Genomic DNA, 23,376 nt, shown 5'->3' on the forward strand with positions numbered 1-23,376 from the left:
ATTTTTATAAAACAATGTTAGATTTTTTAACTAATCGAATTCAATCTTCTTTAAAAAAAATCCAAAAATCAGTAACTATAAATGAACAAGATTTAACCGAAATAACCCGGGAAATTCGCCTTGCTTTGTTAGAAGCCGATGTTAATTTGTTCGTTGTGAAGGATTTTATTAATAAGGTTAAAACTCAAGTTTTAAAGCAAGGCTTGACTTCCAAACTAAATCCGCAGCAAGAATTTTTGAAAATTTTGCACCAAAATCTTGTTGAAATTCTTGGTATAAATTCAAAATCCCTTAATTTTACCAAAAATCCTACTATTATAATGTTAGTTGGGCTTCAAGGTTCAGGAAAAACAACAACAGTTGTCAAACTTGCCGTTTTTGCAAGAAAAAAAAAATTGGCAAAAAAAATTTTATTAGTTGCTTGCGATACATATCGTCCTGCTGCAATAGAGCAGTTACAACAATTAGCAAAACAAGTTTCAATTGATGTTTTTCATAGCGGAAAAACGCCGGTTGAAATTGCAAAAAATGCCGTAATTTATAGTAAAAATAACAATTTTGATCTTGTAATTTTCGATACAGCAGGAAGACTTTCAATTAATGAAGAGTTGATGAATGAACTATTTGAAATTAAAAAAACTATTCATCCTGAGGAAACTATTTTTGTTCTAGATGCGCTTTCAGGCCAAGATATTATTAATGTAGCGCAAATATTTAACCAAAAAATTACGCTTACAGGCGCGATTATTACAAAATTAGACTCAAATGCTCGAGCTGGAGCCGCGCTTTCAATTACTAATTTATTAAAAATCCCAATTTTGTTAATAGGAACAGGCGAAAAAATTGCAGCACTTGAGCTTTTCTACCCAAATAGAATAGCGGATCGAATTTTAGGAATGGGCGATGTAATGTCGCTTTTAGAGCAAGCTGAAGAAAATATTGATAAAAAAGCAGTCAAAAAATTATCACATCGAATGTTTTCTGGACAATTTAATTTAGACGATCTTTTAAATAGTTTAGCGCAAATTCAAAAAATTGGAAGATTTTCTAAAGTAATTAAAATGATACCTGGTTTGTCAGGAAAAATTGATCAAGATCAAATTGATGATGTCGAAAAGAAGATGGGTCTTTACAAAATTTTAATTTCATCAATGACAATGGAAGAAAGGAAAAAACCCAAACTTTTAAAAAATCCGTCGCGAAGAAGCCGTATTTTGCGTGGTTCAGGAAGATCAAATGCTGAATTTAATCGTTTGATTAGTGAATTTGAATCAATGTCAAAAAAAATGTCCGAATTTTCATTAAAAAATCTTAATCTTGACTCTTTTATTAAATAAATATTAATAAATGTTTAGGTTTAAATTATGGCTAAAATTGAAAACTATAATTTTTTTATTAATCAACTTAAAAAATTAGGATTTGTGTTTCCTAGTTCACAAATTTATGGCGGTTTAGCTAATTCGTATGATTACGGGCATTTTGGTGTTCTTTTGGCAAAAAATATTGAGAGTTTCTGAGCTGATTTTTTCGTGACATCTAATCCTAATGCTTTTTTTATTGACAGCAAAATTTTACTAAACCCAAAAGTTTGGAACTCATCAGGTCATCTTGATAATTTTACCGATTTATTAGTTGAAAATAAAATTAACAAAAAACGTTACCGTGTGGACTACTTGTTTGAAAAGGCTTTTCCTGATGTTGAATTTGAGAAATTATCTATGTCTGAAGTTCAAGAATATTTATCTAGAATCGAAAATTTCGAGAATTCAAAAGCTAAATGAAATATTCCTAAAAAATTTAACTTACTTTTTCAAACCTATCAAGGCGTAGTCGAAAATGAAAAAACCCCTTTATATTTAAGACCGGAAACCGCCCAAGGCATTTTTATAAATTTCAAAACACTTTTACGGACAACCAAAAATAGTTTGCCTCTAATAATAGCTCAGGTTGGAAAATCTTTTCGTAACGAAATTTCCCCTGGAAATTTTATATTCCGTACTCGCGAATTTACACAGATGGAGTTAGAAATTTTCACAAAACCTGAAGAAGCCGAACTTGTTTTTCAATCTCAGATTGAAAAAATTAAAAGGTTTTTACTAAAATTAGGTTTTAGCGAAAAATCAATTCGTCTAAACTATCACAAATCAGAAAAGTTAGCTCATTATGCAAAATCAACAGTTGATTTTGACTATAATTTCAATTTTGGTTGAGGCGAGCTGATTGGCATTAGCAATCGCGGTGATTATGATTTGAAAAATCATGCAAAAAAAAGTGGGGAAAATCTTGAATTTGTTGATTCAGCAACAGGGTATAAATGTTTTCCTTATATTATCGAGCCTTCAATGGGCTTAGATCGTCTAATGTTGGCGGTTTTAGAAGAAAGTTTTCGTTTTGACCAACAAAAAAATCGTTATTTTTTGCAGTTTCCGTTTGTTTTAAGCCCTTATAAAGTTGCAGTTTTACCACTTTTGAAAAAGTTCAGTTTTTTAGCAGAAAAAATATGAAAAAACTTAATTAAACATAAAATTTATGCTGCAATATCAAACTCAGGGTCAATTGGAAAAAGATATTACTATCATGATTCAATTGGCACCTATTTTTGTATCACAATTGATGAGCAAACAAACGAAGATCAAAGTGTAACTATAAGATTTCGTGATACAACTAAACAACAAAGAATAAAAATTGGGGAAATAATTGAATTTATCAAGGAAAATTCTTGCAATGACTAAACAAGATATTACAACCTATATTATGAAAAACACCGATATTTATGGTCTAATTTCACAAAGCATTGCTCTTAGACAAAAAGGCAGAGATTCCTTTGTTGGTCTTTGTCCATTTCATGATGATACAAATCCTTCATTATCAGTCTCAACTACAAAACAAATTTTTAAATGTTTTTCGTGTCAAAAATCAGGGAATATTATAACTTTTGTCATGCTTTTAAAGAATTTAAATTTTTTTCAAGCACTTGAATTTCTAAATAATGAATATAATTTAAAACTTAACATTAATTCTATCACCAAACCAGAAAAAAATTATTCTAAAAGCGAACTTCAAGCATTCCGTGCCTTTGAAAACGCAGTTTCAATATATTTAATTGAACTTATAAAGATTTTTTCGACTTCTTCTCAAACTTTTATAGGAGAAAATCATATTTTTTCCCAACTTATTAATTTTTTAAAAACTCGGGGAATTACAAGACAAATTATCGAAAAATTCAAAATTGGCTTTGTTCCGACATCACTTTTGAAAAAATTACTAATTAATTCAAAACTTTTTGATGAAGAAGTTTTGAAAGATTATTCACTTTTAAATGCAAACGGCCAAGATTTTTTTCAAAAAAGAATTGTTTTCCCAATTGAAAATTTTGAAGGCAAAGTTGTTGGATTTTCCGGGCGCTGTGTAAACACAGAAAAATGCGAGCCTAAATACTTAAACTCACCTTCAAATAGTTTGTTTTTAAAGTCCGAAATTCTTTATAATTATGCAAATGCGATTCAAGACAATCCAAAAGAAATAGTTATTACAGAAGGATTTTTTGATGTAATTGCTTTTTATAAGGCAGGAATTAAAAATACAGTAGCACTTATGGGAACAACTTTAAGCAAAAAACACTGTGAATTACTGAATAATTTTACAGTTTTGCTTGCCCTTGATAGTGATCCGGCCGGAGTTAAAGCCAGCTTAAAATCGGCGCTCAGTCTTGTACAAAACCAAATAAAAACTTACATTTTAACAGGGTTTGTCACTAAAGATCCTGACGAATTTTTAAATACTTTTGGTTCTGAAGCTTTAGCTGGAAAAATTAAAGAGCGCAAAAGTAGTTTTGATTTTGCATATGACTTTTATAAAAACGAAATGAAGGATAATTCAAGCGAGGAAATTAAAATGTTTCTTGAGAAATTTAGCCCTTTTTTAGAAGCATTATATTATCAAGATATACAATTATCAGAAACTTTTTTTAAAAAGATTAAGGATGATTTTGGTATATCTCAAAACAGTTTTAAATTTACAAGACAAAAACCGCAATATTATCAACAACAGGATTTTGAGCTTGAAGAAAATGCTGATTATCTAGACAACACTCACCGGAAAATTAGCGCAAATTCAAAGCTAGAACGTTTCCGCCTCGAGCATTATGATCTAAAAATCCTGGAAATAATTTTATATGATTTTCTTCATGGTGATAGGAAAAAATTTAATTATTTTAAATCAATTAATTTTAAATTTTTAGATCCTCTCAATAACAAATTTATTGAAAAAATTTATGCTTTCAACGGTCAGGATCCAAATGTTTACCAGGAAATTTCAAATAAACTTAATGAAACGGTAGAAAAAATAGTGAGTCAGGTCGCGAAGGAAATTGCAACGGTAATTTTTGATAAAAATTTAAAAAACAGCATAACTATCGACGAGTTTGAAGGGTTTATAGAACAGGTAAAAAAAAATAGAGAACGAAAAAACAAAGCAAATCAGATCAAACACCGAAACGAAAATAATTTGGAAATGAATGACGATTTTATGACTAGATTATTTGGAAAGGGCATAAGATAATGAAAATCGGAACTAATATAAAAGAAAAAAAAGTTTACAAATCTGCCAGTTCTTATAATTTTATTAATTTTTCTTCTAAAAACAGCAAAATCTCTTCTAAAAACAGCAAAATAAGTGACAACGACAAAACAAAAAATGTTCCAAAAATAGTTAACGCTTTTCAAAACTCAAAAAACTTGCCCAAAAAGGAGCAAGGTCAAAGTCAAATAAAAACAGATTTAACAGCTAAAAGCGAATCTAAAAAAGCGTTAAATTTAAAAAAAACATTTCTTAGAGAAAGAAGGAAAAATTCTTATGAGCAAATTGAAAATTTTTTTAATGTTATTAAAGCTTCAAAACATCAGTCTGATTTTTTAAAAAATTTAGAGCAATTTAGAGCAAAAACTTTAGTTCAATTGGCACAAAATATCAATCCAAATAGAGTTGAAAGAAAAACTAAGGAGCCGGTAAAAAATAAATTAGAATCACTAAAAAAACTTGAAAAAACGGTGTCAGGAAGAGAAAAGGTTAAAAAAACAAGCAAAAAACAAAAAAATACTTTAAAAAATTCTCTAATTTCAGGAATAAAAAATAAAAAACAACCCGAAAAAATATCCGCGAGTAAAGAAGTTTTATCTACAAAGCAAAAAATTAACCCATCTGCACAACCAGCTCAATTTAGGCCAGAATATGCATTTATTATGCAAAAATTAGAACAAAAATTGCAAGAAAAACGAGGAAATATAGACAAAACCACCACAAAATTGTATAAAGATAATATTTTTTTAACACATGACGAAATTTATAAACACATTGAAGAGTGGAATCTTTCAATTGATGACGATAAACTTGATGAATTCTTTCAAATTTTAATTGAAAAAAAAATAATTTCTGATCAGGTAGATAAAGAAGATCTTGAAAACGTAACAGCTGCAGATTTTGCACAGCAAATCGAAAAAAGGCAATTAAATCAAAAAGAACAAACGATGAAAACTATGAAAAAAGGTAAAAAGTTTCAACAAGAAAAAGATGTAATTGAATTTGTGGGACAAAATTTTGGTTTTATAGAAGAACAAAACCAGGAGGATCCAGATGAAGATTTTGGTCAGGCAGTGGATGAATCTCTAAAAATTCAAGATATTGGTGACCTTGATTATATAACAGAAGATAATCCTAATCAATTTAAAAAACCAAAAATTTACAGCGATGATGTTTATCGAAATAAGCTTACCGATACAAATGATATGATAAAATGATATATGCGATGAATCGGGAAATATGGCAAACTTTTAAGGCCTGAAGAAGAAAAAGCTCTTGCAAAAAAAATGCAAATCCAAGGTAGGATTGGTAAAAAAGCACGGGAAACACTGATAAAACGAAATTTACGTTTGGTTGTTAACAGCGCAAAACGTTACAAAAATCGCGGGCTTGGGTTTATTGATTTAATTTCTGAAGGAAATCTCGGAATTATTAAGGCTGTTTCAAAGTATGATTATACAAAAGGTTTTAAATTTTCAACTTATGCAACCTGGTGAATTCGCCAGGCAATCACAAGAGCAGTCGCAGATCAGGCTAGGTTAATCAGAATCCCTGTTCATATGGTCGAGACAATCAATAAAATTAATAAGGTTGAGCGAGAATTACAGCAAGAAAAAGGGATAAATCCAAGTCCAGAGGAAATTTCTGCGCGTCTAGGGGGTGAATTTGGGCCTGATAAAGTGCGGTATATTAAAAAAATCAATGTTGATCCGATTTCGCTTGACAAGGCAATCGGAAAAGAAGAAGAGGGCTCTTTTTCTGATTTTATTAAAGACGAAAATGCAATTTCGCCTGCAGATTATGCAATCCGGGAGGAAAAAGCAAAAGTTTTACTAGAATTAATTGAAACAACACTTGATTTTGATGAGAAAGATTTCATCAAACGACGTTATGGAGTTGGTCTAGATGAAAATGGAGTGCCTTATCATGTTCATAGTTTTGATGAACTCGCGATAATGCGTAGAGTCACAAAAGAACGAGTGCGTCAAATTGAAGCAAAAATTTTGAAAAAATTAAGAACACCGCGTCGACGTTGATCGCTTCGTGAATTTAACTAAAAAATGCAAACAAAAATAATAGGTGATTTTCTACTTGAAAAGTTTCCTTTAAAAAACTGTGAAAATTGGGATAATTGCGGCTGAAATTTTCTGTTTTCTACCCAATTTACAAGCGCAGTTATTTGCCTTGATTTGACAAAGGAAGTTCTTGAATATGCGATTATGAAAAATGCAAACCTAATAATTACACACCATCCATTTTTTTTCTATCCGACAAAAAAAGAGGAATTTATGTATTCGCCTTATAAAAAAAAGCTTGCTTTTTTGTTAAGAAAAAATTTAATTAGTCTAATTTCGCTTCACACTAATTTTGATGGCACTAACAATCAAACCGCATTTTCAATAATAAAAAAATGTGGTTTTAAAAGTTCAAAAATTGAACAAATTGATAAATTTAATCTTTTAATCGAGAATAGTTTGGATTTTACTGAAATTTTAAAAAAAATTTCATCAAATACAGGACTAAGAACTTTTCGTGCTAATTTTACTAGAAATTTTTCGCCAAAAAAAGTTGCAATTCTTCCTGGATCGGGCGGAATTCTCGCATGTCTTGCTGCAAAAAAATCAAAAGCAAATCTTATAATCACCTCAGATCTTAAATGGTCTGATCAACTTACTTTATATCATAAAAAAATTAAAGTTTTAGAAATTCCACATTTAATTGAACAAGTTTTTGTTTTTGAAGTTGCTAAAATTTTAAAAAACAAATTTAACCAAATTGAAACTTACAAATTTGAACTACCAGAAATTCTAAAGGAGATTAAAATAAAATGATAAAAATTGGTTCACATGTTCCGTTTAAAAAACCAGATTATCTTTTTGGAGCAATTCAGAAATCATTGAAAAACAAAGCGAATACAGCAATGGTTTTCTTAGGCCCACCGCAATCAACTTTGCGTGTTAAACCCGAAAATTACAAATTTGAAGAATATAAAAAACAGTTTGCTAAACAAATTTTGCCTGAAGACATTATTGTTCATGCGCCTTATATTATAAATCCAGCCAATCCAGAGAAAGCCGCGTTTTCTAATGATTTTTTGGTAAGAGAAATTGAAAAGATGAACTATATCGGTGCAAAATTTTTAGTTCTCCACCCTGGTTTTTTCACAACTTTCAGCCCCAAAGATGCGAAGAAACAGCTGATTATTTCGTTAAAATCAATTTTAATTAGAACCAAAAATGTGATTTTATTACTTGAGACAATGTCCGGAAAAGGAACTGAAATGTGTGCAAGTTTTGAAGAAATTGTCGAAATAATCGAGACTATCAATTCACCTCGAATCGGCGTTTGCATGGACACTTGTCATGTCTGGGATGCTGGTTATAATATTAAAAAATACTATGAATTCCGTGTTAAATTAACAGAAACACGATTAGTTAACTATTTAAAAGTGATTCATTTAAACGATTCGTTAAGTGCGCTTGGGTCGCGAAAAGATCGCCATGCAAACATTGGAAAAGGCTTCATAGGACTTGAAACTCTTCAAAAAATTGTTCACGACCCACTTTTTGACAATATTCCAATAATTTTAGAAACTCCATATGTTGATGGTAAGCCAATTTATGATAAAGAAATAGAACTCTTATTAGGCAAAAGTTAAAAATTTTATGGAGTTTTTATGTCTAGGCAAAAAAAAATTGAATTTCTCGCCGAGTTAAAACAAAGAAAGATTTTAAAAGACATTAGCAGTGCCGAAAAATTTTATAATTTAAAGACGAATCACGGAATTTATATTGGTTTTGATCCAACAGCAACTTCTTTACATTTAGGAAATTATATTTCGATTAATTTACTCCAACGAATGCAGAAATTAGGAATTAAAGTTCTTGCGCTGGTTGGCGGCGCAACTGGAATGATTGGGGATCCATCTTTTAATCCAAAAGAGCGAAAATTGCTTGATTTTAAAACGCTAAATGCTAATAAAAGTAAAATAAAAGCGCAATTAGCTGCGTTTAATTTGCCGGTTTTCGACAATTTTGAAATCTATAAGGACATGAATATCCTTGATTTTTTACGCGATGTTGGTAAAAATATCAATGTCGCTTATCTTTTAGCAAAAGACTCCGTTTCTTCGCGGATTGAAGCAGGGCTTTCATTTACCGAATTTTCTTATCAACTGATTCAAGGTTGAGATTTCAAATTTTTAGCCAAAAATTACGGAATAATAGGTCAAGCCGGAGGTTCGGATCAATGAGGAAATATGGTTACAGGACTTGATTTTATAAAAAAATCCAACTACGAACATAAAGAAGATGCTTTTGTTTTTACAACAAATTTGTTAACTGATGAAAATGGGCAAAAATTTGGAAAAAGCTTAGGTGAGCCCATCTGGCTTGATAAAAAAATGTGTTCACCTTTTCGTTTGTATCAATTCTTGTTAAATCAAAGTGACGAACAAGCTGAAAAAATTTTTCTTTGATTATCTTTTTTAGATTTAAAACAGATAAATAATCTTATTTCCCAACATGGAAAAAATAAAAAAGAACGTATTTTACAGAAAAGTTTAGCCAATGAAGTGGTATTCAATATTCACGGTTATGAAGGTTTGGAAACAGCTAAGAAAATAACAGAAGTTTTATTTCAAAAAGTAGAATATTCAAATATAACGTTCGCTGATAAATTAGAATTAAAAAAAATTATACCGTATTTTATGGTATCTTTTTTTGGTCCAGAACAATTAATCAACTTTGGAATTTTTAATTCCAAACGTGAATTAAATGAGTTTATTTCTCATAAAGCAGTCGAAATTAATGGTAAAAAAATTTCGCAAATCAAAGAAATAAGTGTAGAACTTAAGGATGAGAACAACTTGTTTTTAATAAAAAAAGGCAAGAAAAACTTTTTTATAATTGAACTTATTTAGCAGTCTTTCTAAAAAACATTTATAATGTTTACTAAGCCATTAAATTTTGTTGAAGGGAATTATGCAACGTTATCGAGTTTATGAGGAACTTAAAAATTGGCAAAACAAATTATTAGATATTTCGAAGAAAAATCGGCTAATTAATTTCAATTTGTTCAAACCAACCAAAACAACACCTCTAAAACTTGGAATTATCTTGCCTGATTTTAATGAGTTTCTTGATAATATTATCGAAAACAGAGTGGTTTTAATTTTCCGCAATCCCGAAAACCGTAGAAGCAAATCTAGTAAAAATATTGAGAAAAGCAAAGATTTTGTCCCTTTAACACTTGAAGAAATTCAGCCAGATTTAAAAAACGCAAGGATTAGTTCAAAACAAATTGTTTCTAATCTTTTGTTAGAACAAGAGTATTTAGTTGTTAAAAGCTTGTACCAAAAATCCAAAAATTACAAAGAAGAGAAGGCAATAAACATTCTTTATTTAGGAATCGGCTTTCTGAAATGATTTGAAAAAACCGATGAAAAAACACCAATTTACAGCCCCATTTTTTTATTTCCAGCACAAATAAAATGTCAAACTCTCCAAGGCAAGGAAAAGATTTTTTTAGAATTTTTAGATAACGCTTTTTTAGATATAAATCTAACACTTTTAAGAAAACTGCAATTGCTAGAATTAGATACAACTCTTTCAAAATTTAAAGTCGACAACTCGCTATCTATAAAGGAAAATTACAATAATTTTAAAAAATTATTTAACTTAGGCAACAAGTTGTCCAACTGAGAAATAATTGACACAATCCAGTTAAGTATTTTTGACTATAGTAAAATCGAAATTTATACTGACTTGGTTGAAAACCAAGAAAAAATTATTAGAAATAATTTTTATAAAGAAGTTAATTACCATAATAAAACTACGGTAAATGGCGAAAAATCTGGTTCTAAAGGAAGTCTGGCAAAAACTGTAGATGAATTTAGGGACATAAATCCAAAGGATTATTTTCATATTTTAGAGGCAGATTCAACCCAAGAAGCTGCAATTCAAGCTGCGATTAGGGGCGAAAATTTTATTCTTGATGGTCCTCCTGGTACAGGCAAATCGCAAACAATCACAAACATAATTAACGAATTTTTAGCCAGAGGCAAAACTGTTTTGTTTGTTGCGGAGAAATTAGCAGCACTTAATGTTGTTTATTCAAATCTTAAAAAAATTGGTTTGTCGGATTCAGTTATTGCGATTCATAACGACAATATTAAAAAAAAAGAGATAGTTATGAATCTTTTAGCCACGTTAGAAAAAGGGCAAAATTCAATTTTAATTAATAAAGTTGAAAGTAACCTGATTGAAAATACATATTCTGAATTTCAAAGTAAACTGAATAATTATGGTGAGAAGTTAACAAAAATTCGTGAACAGCTATCTAAAAGTCTATATGAATTAATTGGTGAGTATCAGAGTCTTGTAAACCTTCCTAGCTTTGATTTTTTTCTTTCCGAAGAAAGCGTAAAAAAAATAGACTATAAAAGTCTTCAAAAAATTGAGTGGTCACTTAATAATTTATTTCTTAAATTCAAACATGTTAACTTTAATTTAAAAAAACATCCCTGATATGGACTGAAAGAAGTTAGTATTGATGAATATAAAAAGCAAAAATTTAAGTCTTGAATTTCAGAATTAGTTGTATTAAGCAGCCTTATTTTTGAAAATGTTAAAGAATTTAAGTTTTTTTTAATGCATTCAGATCAACATTTGGATAATATTTCCAGCTTATTTGATTTTCTAAAAACATTATATAATTTAGACACTATAGATTTAGAAAAATTAAAAGCGGTGGATAATTTAACTTTTGAAATTAAAAAATATATACAAATTTTACAAATTAAAAATGAAGTAAAAAAAATTGAACTTGATTTAAATAAGTATTTCAAAGTTATACCATTAAGTCTTCCAATTTTTGAATTTAAAGAAATTATCAAAAATTACCAAAAAAGCAGAATAAAATTTTTTAATTTTAAGTATAAAAAAATTAAAAAAACTCTATCTAATTATTTTAAAAATGATGTGCCAATTGAAATTTTCCTTGAAACTCTCCCTTCGATTAATTTATTAATTCAGAAAAAAACAATGTTTTCCAGAATAATCGGCAGTCTTAAATTTAAAGTGAATGATAATTCTGATGCTGAAATTGAAAATAATTACAAACAATTAAGATTTTATGAAAAGTTAAAATTCCTGAATGATTTTACAAAAATTAAGGTTCAAGAGGACGAATTCGTTGAATTTTTTCTTGAATCAAAATACACAAAAGAACTTTTGCTAAAAAAATTGTTTTTACCTGTTGAAAGTTTTATGCAAATTTGAACAGAATTTAGTTTATATCTTGATTTAGAACAGTTTAACTTTAAATTTCTAAAAAAGGAAAAATTTGAGGAAAATTTGCAGCAAAAAATTAGAAAAATTGATCAAATTTATGACATTTCTCGAATTAATAGCAATATTTGCGAGCTAGTTGAGTTAGGTGTTTCGCATTTTGTTAAAAAGGCAATTGAGGATAATTTACAGTATGATTTTTATAAAATTTTTCTTAAAAAATTTTATAAATTATTAATTGACCAAATAATGCATTCTGAATTTGAGAATTTTGACTGGCAGACTTTAAGTTTAAATCGAACCAAATTTGAAGATGCACAAAAAAAATTAGACGTACTAACACAAAAAAAAGTCGATTCAGTTTTACTAGAAAAAATTCCTCAAATTGATTTTTTTTCTGATAAAAATTCAGAAATTAGAATTTTAAAGCAAGAAGCAAATAAATCTCGACGTCTAATGCCTTTTAACGAACTTTTTTTAAGAATTCCTAATTTGTTAAAAAAATTAAAACCATGTATAATGATGTCGCCGCTTTCTGTGAGTTCATATTTTAAAAATAGTGATATTGAATTTGATCTTGTAATTTTTGATGAGGCTTCACAGATCAAACCAGAAAGTGCTATTGGTGCAATAGCGCGGGCGAAACAATATATAATCGCCGGTGATAAAGAACAAATGCCACCAACAAGTTTTTCTGACACGCTTTCTGTGGATATAAAATTAGATGAAAATCTTACAGAATTTAATGTCGCAGATTATCTTTCTATTCTTGATGTAAGTCAAACATTTTTAAAATCATATAGGCTAAAATGGCATTATCGCTCAAAATTTGAAGAACTAATTCATCCTTCAAATATGGAGATTTATAATAATGATTTAGTTACTTTCCCCGCTAATAAAAAACCAATAGAATTTCAAGGTATTAAGTTTTTCAAGGTCGAAAAACCACTTTATAAAGCTAGAAAAAATGAAAAAGAAGCAAAAAAAATTGTGGAAATTCTTGAAAAAATTCTAAAAAAACACGGAAATAGATACACCATCGGAATAGTGACCACAAATTTAGCACAAGAAAAATTAATTAGTTCAGAAATTGAGAAATTTAAAGTTAAAAATCCTCAATTTTTTTCTTTTTTTTCGGATGAAGCAGGAGTTGATTTTTTTGTTAAAAATATTGAATCAGTCCAAGGAGACGAACGTGATATAATAATTTTTTCTCTAAATTTTGGGCCTAATGAAGAAGGTAAGATATCTCTAAATTTTGGGGCCATTAATCAAGAAAATGGCTATCGCCGATTAAATGTTGCATTTACTCGCGCCAAATATTCAACAATTATTGTATCTTCAATTGACCCAGAACAAATTGATTTGACAAAAACTAAATCACGTGGGGCTCGATTTCTTAAAAAATATCTAGAAATTGCAAAATATGGTGTTGAAAAATATGGTGTTGAATCAATGACAAAAAGTGAATCTAGATTAATATCTAAAGCTCATTTTGAAGTTGATGTATATAATGAATTAATAAAATTAGGATATAAGGTTGTAAAAAATGTTGGATTTTCTAATTATAAAATTGATTTAGCCGTTGTTGATTCTAAAAATGAAGAAGAATTTCTTCTTGGAATTGAATTTGATGGTTCCGTATTTGTTGAGTTAAAAAATGCGCGAGATCGGGAAATCTTAAGAAAAAAAGTTCTTAAAATGCGAGGTTGAAGTATTCTGCGTATCTGATCACTTGATTGATTCCAAAATCCGAAACAACAAATAAAAAGAATAACAGATCAAATCAAGATGCTTGAATCCAAAAAATATCAGTTTCATAATTTTTCAAATGAAGGCAAAAGCGAAAAAGAAAAAACAATTCCTAAACAAATTGATAAGACTTTAACATTAATAACAGAAAAATTTAAAACAGATTTTAGATCAGTATTCCAATTAAGATTTGAGTTAAGTTTTCAAAATTTAATAAATTTATATAATGAAATTAAAGATAAATATGAACTTTTAATCTATATTTTTAAAAAAGTACAAATTTTATACAAAAACGAATTTTATAAAATAGTTGCATGACTAGGAGGAAAAACAAAAATAAGTATTTTAACTAAGCAAGAAGCAGATACAATTGCAAAAGAATTAGTAGAAAAAGGTATAATTTTTACTACTCAGTCACATTATTTATTAAAAAATATTTCATATTATAATTTTTTTCTGCAACCAAAAAGGCCAATTAAGGAAATGCACTATTTTGAAATTAGGGATCTAATTATTAAAATAATCAGAAACACAAATGTTATTGCAAAATCCGATTTATATGATTTAATTCTTGAAGTTACAAACTTTACTAGTTTTAAGAATAAAACGCGGGATTATCTTGAAAGGTGCTTGGACAAGTTAATGAAAGAAAAAATAATTTTTATTGATAAATATGGTAATTTAACTCTAGATAAGTAAGAGTTTGAGGTTTTTTTGAAAAAGTAGCAGCTAGTTTGCCTTATTTTAACAAAAATAATTATCTTAAAACTGTTTTGTTGTATAATTAGGTCAATTGAAAGGGTTTTAACTAATGAAAAAAAGGGTAAAAATTTTTTTGCAGACTAGTATTCCCATTGTTTTTTTCTCTGGGATAACTACTTTGGCTGTGTTTTTGCAACCCAGAAATGATAGTAATTTTTCCCAAAATTTTTCTAAAGTAAATAAAAAACCATTATTAAATCAGATTAATTATCTTGCTCTTGGGGATTTTTTAAGCGCGGGTTTTGATTGAAAGGCCAATCTTGATGGTCGCGGGAAAATGTCTGAGGGTGGCACGATCGCCAGAATTTCTTTTCCTGCTTTTTTTGCTAATTTTGCTCAAAGTATTAAATCTAGCTCTGTTAAATCTTTTAAAAATTTAGCGTTAAAGGATTCTGGTGCTCAGGATTGATTATATTTTTTAGATCCGAAAAATAATGTAATAAATGAGTCAAGTTTGAGCAATTTTAAAACTCAAATTTATAATAAATCTAATTTTGCAGAAGCAATTAGATTTATTTTCGGAAATTTTGATGGTGATTTTTCGAAACTAACTCTTGAAATTAGGAAAGCAAATTTAATAAGCATTTCGGTTGGCTATAAAGATTTTTTAGAAAGTTTTAACAGTAAGTTTTTTTCTAATCTTAAGTTGGTAAACTTAGATGAACATAAAAAAAACGAGGCTTTTAAAGCAAAAGTTAATAAAGTTTTTGCAACTATTAGAACAAATTTGACAAAAATAGTTGAATTGATTAAAAAAGTTAACCCTGATGCATATATAAATTTAATCGGATATTATTCTGATCAACCTAAAATTCAGAAATATTTAAATGATTTAGCAAAAAGTCATTTATTAGACATTAACCCTGAAGTTCTTTCCATTGCGAGATTAAATAAAGAAATTGAACAAGTTGCAGAATTTAGCAGCGTTAACTATGTATATCCGTTTACGCAAAAAAAATGAGACGAAAGTCGCGAGCTTTTTTTTGACCAGCAAATGAATTTCGCGCCACAAATAAAAGGGCATAAACAAATCGCGCAAAATTTAATTTTATCTTTAACACTAGAATCTAAGGAACAAGAAAATTCTGGTTTAAAAACAGACTCAAACCAAGTTATCAGTACAAATTTTACTAATAATACAAATGATTCTCAACAAATTTATCTAGGTTCTAACAAGGAAATTTTAGACAAATTAACTCTTAATGGTTCATTAGAGAGTTTTGTAAATAAGGATTCAAATTTTGAAAAAACAAGCATTAAAGAATTGCAAACTAAGGATGCAAGTGCTGAAACAAGTTTCTATGCAAGTAGTATTTTAACAAAAATTACAGCATTTTTTGATTCAGAAGAAAATCAGTTTGTTAAAATAATTAAACAATTAGTTGAAAATTTTGGGGATAAAGCAAGTCCTAATTTTACTGCTTTTAATAACCTTGTTGGAATTATTTTTAAAAGTAAGTTTTTTTCAAATATAACTGATGTTGCTCAAGATTATTTACTTAATTCGTTTTCTTCAAACCAAAATGGGACTAAATCAAAAGAAAAAGATAATCAAGAATCAAATTCTGATAATAACGAAAAATCGGCAGAACTATTTGATGTTTTAAAAGAAAAAGCTTTCAATGAAAAAGCAATTTTGGAACTTTTAAAAGAAGTTTTATCTAGTTCCTATGTCCAAAAAAATCAATTTGAGATTATTAGTTTATTTTATAACTTAATTTTTCGGCAATCAACTATAATTAACATGGTTGTTGAATTTTTTTCAAAAAATCCTGTCTACAAAAATCTTGTTTCTAAAGTTTTGAACTTTAATACAGTCCAAAAATTTTTTACCTTTATTTTAACGGAATTAATTAAAAATTATAGCGATTATTCAACAGTTACATCATTTAAAGAATTGTTATATATATTTTTACAAAATTCAAATAACTATAAAAAATCTATCAATTTTATTCAGAATTTTGTTATCGAAGCACTTAAAAAACCTGATTTTTTAAATTCTATTTTAGATTTATTGTCTAGCCAATTTGGATTTAATATTGGCCAAGAGGATCAAAAGTCACTAATAACATTGGTTACAAGTATTAGTGATATTTTAGTTAAGACACAAACTTTTAAAAATTTAACTAATTTAGTAGCTAGCGAAATTATTCTTGGCTTAAAAATATCCGCTCAGGAAAACGACGGAGATTGGTCGTTTTTTGGAAAAATTTTGGCAAACGTTACTTTAAATATTAAAAACTTCTTTAAAGACAAAAATAATATTTATAATTTGTTCCAGGACCTTTTAAATTTCAGCCCCTCTGTTAAACAATTAGCTTCAATTAAATTACTAGTAAGTAAGTTTCTTCCTTTTATTACAAAAATAAAAATTCAGTTTGATGATTTTTTTGAAGTAAAAAATATTGATTTTAATAGCCTTAATTTAGTCTTTGATTCTTTTATGGAATTCTTGTCCGCGAATAATTTCCAGCAGCTCACTAAACTAATTAACGGATTTCTTGCTGATTTTTTTATTATTAACAATCTTAAATATCGTAATAGTTTGGATTTTAACGGATTATTTTTTAATTTTCTAAGTAATAATTCCGAGTTATTGAGACAAATTTTACGTGATTTTATTTATTATAATAGAGAAAATTCCCAAATTTTGGAGGCAATTATTTCTATAATTTCGAAAATTGTTGATAATAATGGCTTAAATTCTTTGATTCCTCACCCCGCGACAAACGTAATCAATGAAAAAGAAGACAAAATCAATTATTTAGTTGGTGTTTTTTTCAACAAAATTCAAAATTTAACAAATCAATATAATGTTCAAATTGAAGAAATTAATAGCAAATTACAAAAAGCTATAAATTCTGAAGATTCAGCGGAGTTAATTAAAAACCGCAACGATTTAAAGACCTTTTTTAATGTGTTTAGATTTATTTAATTCAAAAAAATAAAGGTTTTTATCTAGGGAGCAAATTTTTTCTTTGTTTTTTCTTCATTTGCGTTTTAACAAATAAGTCAACATTTTCTTGAATTTCAGTAAAAAAGTTAAGAATTTCTTGTGAAATTAAAACTTTTTTACCGTTTTCATCAATAATTTTTTGAGTTTTATGTCGCACATTTTTTACCATACCATAAATTGGAATTTCAAGGTTATTTTTTTTTAGAATATCTAAAATTGAATTAACTTGCTGAACTCCACCATCCACTAGAATTAAATCTGGTTTAATGAACTTTTTGTTTCTGATGTATTTTTCAAAACCCTGTTTCATATAATTAACATCACCTTTTTTTGAGCCAAAATAATTGAAAAAACGGTTATAATTTCGTTCATAATTCCCATTTATGTAGAAAATGATGCCAGTTGTTGCGTAATTTGCGTCTAAATTTGAATTATCAATGGCCATAATTTTTTCAGTACTTTTGATTCCTAGATTTTCTTTAATTGATTGTAAAATCTTTTCATTTTTCATCTTTTTTTGAAGTTCTTGATTAAAATTATGCTTGATAAAATCCTCATGATTTGTTTTTAATGTTTTCAAAATTTGCATGTGTTTTCTGCTTTTAGCAACTTTAACTTTAATTTTAATATTAGTATTTAAAAATTTGGAATTTTTAAGCCTGAAATCAGTAACTATTAATTCATCTGGGTAAATGTTATTATTATAATATTTATTCAAGAAGTTAACTAAAATTTCAAGATCATCTAGAATAATTTCAAGAATAAAGTTTTTAGTGGCGAAAAAAGCTCCATTTCTGTAAAAACTAAAGCTAATTATTAAATTATTCGCGTCAACTTTACTATAATAAAGAAAATCAAGATTTTTAGAATTATTAATATTGATATTTTGATGTTCAATTTTTAGTTTTTTTAAGGCTAAAATTGATTTGTGATACTCTTTTGCAAGCTCAAATTGGAAATTTTTCTTTGCATTTTCCAATTTTTCTTCACAAAACGCAATAAATTTCTGTCCTTGAAGTATTTTTTTGCATAAAAGGAACTTTTTAGCTAAAATTTCTGGTTCTGATAGTTCAATTAGTTCGCCTTTTTCATATAAGGCAATATTTTCAAGTAATTTTTTCAGGGCAAAAGCGCCACTTTTGTTAAGAAACGGCCCGAAAAAGAAGGTGTTTTTTTCTTTGTTTTTTAACAAAATCTTATAAACTAGCGAAATACTGAGCTTTTTTTTCAATTCTAATTTTATATAAGGGTAGTTTTGATCATCTTTAAGTTTAATGTTGTAAATTGGTTGTGATTCACTAATAATTTTTTTTTCCAAAATTAATGCTTCAGTTTCGTTACTTACAATATCGTATTTAATTTCTTTTGTTTTTTTGATTAAAAGTTCGGTTTTATAAGAATTTTTGGCGCCTTTAGAATACTGCTTTATTCGAGATTCTAAATTATTTGCTTTTCCAACATACAAAAGTGTTTTCTTTGCATCATAAAAACGATAGACTCCCACTTGTTTTGGAAAGGTTAGTTTTTTAACTAATTCTTGGAAGTTTTTCATAAATATAATTTTTAAAAGCGTGGGCTGAGCTAAGTTTTATAATTGTTATAATTTTAACAAAAAATTGTTATAATTAATTTTTAAAGATAAAATTAAATCAAGAGAGAGTTTTCGTTATGGATTTTGAATCTTATAAACGAACTTCGGTTCCTAAAATAGTACAAATTAAAAAAGTTAATAAAATTTTTCTAGTTTTAGCGATTATTTTCCTTATTTTTTTCATCGCTTTACTTACTTTTTATTTAGTTAAGCAAAATGATGATGGGCTTGTAAATGATTTTATTGATTCAACTTGGTTAGCAATTAGCTTGTTGTGCTTTGTAATTAGTGTTACTTTTTTTGTTTCTTTTGGTATAGGAATTTATAAAATTAAAGCAATGAAACAAGTTGAAAAAGATATTGAAAATCAGCTTAAAGAACTATAATTTTATCAAATGAAAAAACTATAAAAAATTATGGTAAATTTGACTGTCTGTCAAAAATTAGGAACGTTTTTCATAAATTCTGGCACTTTTTACACTTAAGTGCCAAAATTGTGGTATACTTTTCACTGTCTAGGAAAGTAAGACAAAAAATTTTTAAAAATTTAAAAAAATTACGAAAGGAAATCGAAAAATGGCAAAAGAAATCATTTTAGGAATCGATTTAGGAACAACAAATTCTGTTGTTGCGATTATTGAGAATCAAAAACCAGTGGTTCTTGAAAATCCAAACGGAAAAAGAACAACACCTTCAGTTGTTGCTTTTAAAAATAATGAAGAAATTGTCGGAGATGCAGCAAAGCGTCAATTAGAAACTAATCCGGAGGCAATTGCTTCAATTAAAAGATTGATGGGGACCGATAAAACTGTTCGGGCAAACGAAAGAGATTATAAACCTGAAGAAATTTCAGCAAAAATTCTTGCCTATTTAAAAGAATATGCTGAGAAAAAAATTGGACACAAAGTTACAAAAGCGGTTATTACAGTTCCAGCTTATTTTGATAATGCTCAACGTGAGGCGACTAAAAATGCTGGAAAAATTGCTGGTTTGCAAGTAGAAAGAATCATTAATGAGCCAACAGCAGCTGCGCTTGCTTTTGGACTTGATAAAACTGAAAAGGAAATGAAAGTTCTTGTCTATGACTTAGGTGGTGGAACTTTTGATGTCTCAGTTTTAGAATTATCTGGCGGAACTTTTGAGGTTTTATCAACAAGTGGGGATAATCACTTAGGTGGCGATGATTGGGATAATGAAATTGTAAACTGACTTGCAAAAAAAATCAAAGAAGAATATGGTTTTGATGCAAAAAGTGACAAAATGGCACTTACAAGGCTTAAAGAAGAAGCAGAGAAAACTAAAATCAATCTTTCAAATCAAAGTGTTTCTACAGTTTCTCTACCATTTTTAGGAATGGGGAAAACTGGGCCAATTAATGTGGAACTTGAACTTAAAAGATCAGAATTTGAAAAAATGACAGCTCATTTAATTGATCGAACTCGCAAACCAATTGTTGATGCTTTAAAACAGGCAAAAATTGAAGCATCTGATTTAGATGAAGTTCTGCTTGTGGGTGGTTCAACTAGAATGCCTGCTGTTCAGACAATGATTGAACATACTTTAAATAAAAAGCCAAATCGTTCAATTAATCCAGATGAAGTTGTTGCAATTGGTGCTGCGATTCAAGGCGGGGTTTTGGCCGGGGAAATTAGCGATGTTTTACTTTTAGATGTAACACCTTTAACTCTTGGAATTGAAACTCTAGGTGGAATTTCAACACCTTTAATCCCAAGAAATACAACAATTCCGGTGACAAAATCACAAATTTTTTCAACCGCTGAAGATAACCAAACCGAAGTTACAATCTCTGTTGTCCAAGGTGAGCGCCAGCTTGCAGCTGATAATAAAATGTTAGGTCGTTTTAATTTATCAGGAATTGAGCCAGCTCCTCGTGGTCTTCCACAAATTGAGGTTAGTTTTTCAATTGATGTTAACGGAATTACAACTGTTTCGGCAAAAGATAAAAAAACAGGCAAAGAGCAAACAATTACTATCAAAAATACTTCAACTTTATCAGAAGAAGAAATTAATAAAATTATTCAAGAAGCCGAAGAAAACCGTGAAGCTGACGCATTTAAAAAAGATAAAATTGAAACAACAGTCCGCGCTGAAGGGCTTATTAACCAACTTGAAAAATCCATAAAAGATCAAGGTGAGAGTATCGATCCAAAACAAAAAGAGTTATTAGAAAAACAAATCCAAGAATTAAAAGATCTGCTAAAAGAAGAAAAAATTGATGAATTAAAGGTGAAATTAGACCAAATCGAAACTGCAGCGCAATCATTTGCGCAAGCAGCTGCACAACAAGCAAACACAGCTAAAACCGAACCAAAAGCGGATGACCCAAACACAATTGATGCTGAAATCAAAGAAAATTAATCTTTTTTTAATATAAAAAAAGCACACTCGCAACTTTTTTGCAAGTGTGTCTTTTTTATATTTATAATTTTAAATAAAAAAAATTCCAAAAGTGGAATTTTCACATGCAAATTCCTAAAATTTTCCTAAAAAGGAAAGCTTAAAAATTTTAAAAAAAAATTAAAACAAACAAAAAAGGTATAATTATATGGCAAAGCAAGATTATTACAAAACTTTAGGAATTGAAAAATCAGCATCTCTTAGCGAAATCAAAAAAGCTTACCGCAATTTAGTTAATATTTATCATCCTGATAAAAATACAAAAAAATCAGCTGCGGAACAAAAACAAGCTGAAGCTAAATTTAAAGAAATTCAAGAAGCTTATGAAGTTTTATCAGATGATTCAAAACGAAATCAATATGATAAATATGGACACGCCGCTTTTAACCAACAATTTAGTGGCGGAGGTCACGGGTTTTCTGGTTTTGATTTTGATTTTGGCGATATTTTTTCAAGTTTTACATCAAGTTTTGGTTTTGGAAACTCGCGAAGTGAAAAATATTCTCGCCCCTTAAAAGGCGAAAATTTTCAGGCAAAAATTTACATTAGTTTTATCGAATCAATTTTAGGTAAAGAGCTAACTCAAAAATTGACAAAATATTCTCAATGTGATAACTGCAATGGTTCTGGGGCCAATTCTGATTCGGATATTATAACCTGCCGCAATTGTCAAGGCCAAGGAATGCAAACTGAAACATTAAATATTCCCGGATTTGGCAGAGTGCAAAATAAAACTACTTGTTCAGTTTGTTCAGGTTCTGGAAAAACTATTGCAAGAAGTTGTAAAAAATGTCGCGGAAAAACAATAATCGAAACAAAAGAAGAAGTGACTGTTAAAATTCCAGCAGGAATTTATGATGGTATGTTCATTCGTTTAGCCGGTTTTGGTGGTCCTGGTCGTAACGGCGGACCATCAGGGGATCTTCATCTTGAAATTAATGTCCGGGAACACAAACATTTTACCCGCTCAGGAAATGATATCCATATTAAAATGCCAGTTTCAATTATTGATATCCTTAACGAAAATGTTGTTGATGTTCCAAGTCCGACAGGAATAAAAAAAGTTCAACTTTATGATTATTATAAATCAGGGCAAATTGTCAGTGTTCTTAGAGCTGGCGCGCCTGATCCTAAAAACTCAAAAATCATTGGTGATCTTAAAGTTCATTTAGTTTTTTATATTCCTGAATTCAATCTTAAGCAAAAAGCTGAATTGAATCAGGTATTTTCTCAAATTAATGACAAGAAAAAAACAAAATGATTAAAAGATTTTCAGTAAATCAAAAAAATACTTTATAATGTAACATAAAACCTGTTTTGCTTTTGGAATAAAATTTAAATGACTTTTAAAAAAATAAATATTGCAATTGATGGGCCTTCTGGAGTTGGCAAATCAAGTATTGCAAAAAAAATAGCCCAAAAATTTAATTATTTATTTATAAATACAGGTTCTTTGTATCGGGCAATTGCTTTTTTTTGTCAAAAAAAACAAATTAGTGTACAAAATGTTCAAAAAATACTTAAAAATTTTATGCCAAATTTTTTATTACTTGATTTAGAAGGCAATGTCTGGCTTGAAAATCAAAATGTTTCTAGTTTTTTACGTGACGATCTTATTTCAAAAAATGCTGCTGTAGTTGCGCAATATCCTCAAATTCGGAAAATAGTCACTGAAATTCTCCAAGATTTCCAAAAAAAACATAAAGGAATCGTGATGGAAGGCAGAGATGTAACTTATAATGTAATGCCAAACGCTGATCTTAAAATTTTTTTATGAGCTGATGCCGAAACTAGAGCAAAAAGGCGTTGCAAACAAAACGCTTTTTTAAATTTGGAAACAGATGTTCAGAAGATTTTAAAGTCAATTGAACACCGTGATTATTTGGATATGAACAGAAAAATTAATCCACTTAAAAAAACAATTGATTCAGTTTTTCTTGATACAACAAATTTTAAGGAAAATCAAATTGTTGACCAAATTATTAAGTTAGTTTTGCGGAAAATTGGACAGAATATGCTTTAATTTTGAA

General features: G+C 28.6%; 14 protein-coding genes. 13 read left to right on the top strand and 1 reads right to left on the bottom strand.

From position 1 onward, the window contains the following. Positions 1–14: 14 nt before the first annotated feature. From ffh to MYF_RS00300, 9 genes are all read left to right on the top strand, one after another. Positions 15–1,337, top strand: a complete 1,323-nt coding sequence (gene ffh, locus MYF_RS00260; RefSeq protein ID WP_002557908.1) for a signal recognition particle protein — start codon at positions 15–17, stop codon at positions 1,335–1,337. A gap of 27 nt (positions 1,338–1,364) precedes the next feature. Next, on the top strand, positions 1,365–2,732 hold the full coding sequence (locus MYF_RS00265) for a glycine--tRNA ligase (RefSeq protein WP_002557909.1): 1,368 nt from the start codon (positions 1,365–1,367) through the stop codon (positions 2,730–2,732). Further along, entirely contained in the window at positions 2,698–4,560 is a 1,863-nt protein-coding gene (gene dnaG, locus MYF_RS00270; RefSeq protein WP_231237880.1) for a DNA primase, read from the top strand. The genes MYF_RS00265 and dnaG overlap by 35 nt, the downstream gene beginning before the upstream one ends. After that, positions 4,560–6,635 (top strand): RNA polymerase sigma factor, encoded by a 2,076-nt coding sequence (locus tag MYF_RS00275; protein ID WP_002557911.1) that lies wholly within the window; start codon positions 4,560–4,562, stop codon positions 6,633–6,635. The genes dnaG and MYF_RS00275 overlap by 1 nt, the downstream gene beginning before the upstream one ends. 3 nt (positions 6,636–6,638) lie before the next feature. Then, positions 6,639–7,412, top strand: a complete 774-nt coding sequence (locus MYF_RS00280) for a Nif3-like dinuclear metal center hexameric protein (protein WP_002557912.1) — start codon at positions 6,639–6,641, stop codon at positions 7,410–7,412. After that, complete coding sequence (locus MYF_RS00285; protein ID WP_002557913.1) at positions 7,406–8,236, top strand: deoxyribonuclease IV; 831 nt, start codon at positions 7,406–7,408, stop codon at positions 8,234–8,236. Before MYF_RS00280 ends, MYF_RS00285 begins: the two co-directional genes overlap by 7 nt. A gap of 18 nt (positions 8,237–8,254) precedes the next feature. After that, a complete protein-coding gene (tyrS, locus tag MYF_RS00290) occupies positions 8,255–9,499 on the top strand; it encodes a tyrosine--tRNA ligase (RefSeq protein WP_002557914.1) in 1,245 nt (414 codons plus the stop codon). 61 nt (positions 9,500–9,560) lie between these two features. Continuing rightward, positions 9,561–14,318 carry a DUF4011 domain-containing protein gene (locus tag MYF_RS00295; RefSeq protein WP_002557915.1) on the top strand — a complete coding sequence of 1,586 codons (4,758 nt, stop codon included), beginning with the start codon at positions 9,561–9,563 and terminating at the stop codon, positions 14,316–14,318. Positions 14,319–14,430: 112 nt separating this feature from the next. After that, positions 14,431–17,316 carry an SGNH/GDSL hydrolase family protein gene (locus MYF_RS00300; RefSeq protein WP_039387493.1) on the top strand — a complete coding sequence of 962 codons (2,886 nt, stop codon included), beginning with the start codon at positions 14,431–14,433 and terminating at the stop codon, positions 17,314–17,316. Between the two features lie 19 nt (positions 17,317–17,335). Here MYF_RS00300 and MYF_RS00305 read toward each other — a convergent pair whose 3' ends face one another. Next, positions 17,336–18,889, bottom strand: a complete 1,554-nt coding sequence (locus tag MYF_RS00305) for a GIY-YIG nuclease family protein (protein ID WP_002557918.1) — start codon at positions 18,887–18,889, stop codon at positions 17,336–17,338. Between the two features lie 116 nt (positions 18,890–19,005). On the opposite strand from MYF_RS00305, the gene MYF_RS00310 reads away from it, so the two are divergent. The 4 genes from MYF_RS00310 to cmk all read left to right on the top strand — a co-directional run bounded on the left by MYF_RS00310 (position 19,006) and on the right by cmk (position 23,369). Then, on the top strand, positions 19,006–19,314 hold the full coding sequence (locus MYF_RS00310) for a hypothetical protein (protein WP_002557919.1): 309 nt from the start codon (positions 19,006–19,008) through the stop codon (positions 19,312–19,314). A 190-nt stretch (positions 19,315–19,504) separates the two neighbouring features. Further along, positions 19,505–21,307, top strand: a complete 1,803-nt coding sequence (gene dnaK / locus MYF_RS00315; RefSeq protein WP_002557920.1) for a molecular chaperone DnaK — start codon at positions 19,505–19,507, stop codon at positions 21,305–21,307. Between the two features lie 187 nt (positions 21,308–21,494). After that, entirely contained in the window at positions 21,495–22,625 is a 1,131-nt protein-coding gene (locus tag MYF_RS00320) for a DnaJ C-terminal domain-containing protein (RefSeq protein WP_002557921.1), read from the top strand. 60 nt (positions 22,626–22,685) lie between these two features. Next, positions 22,686–23,369, top strand: a complete 684-nt coding sequence (gene cmk, locus MYF_RS00325) for a (d)CMP kinase (RefSeq protein WP_002557922.1) — start codon at positions 22,686–22,688, stop codon at positions 23,367–23,369. Positions 23,370–23,376 lie beyond the last annotated feature (7 nt).

It is taken from the genome of Mesomycoplasma flocculare ATCC 27399 (assembly GCF_000815065.1).
Lineage (GTDB): Bacteria > Bacillota_I > Bacilli_A > Mycoplasmatales > Metamycoplasmataceae > Mesomycoplasma > Mesomycoplasma flocculare.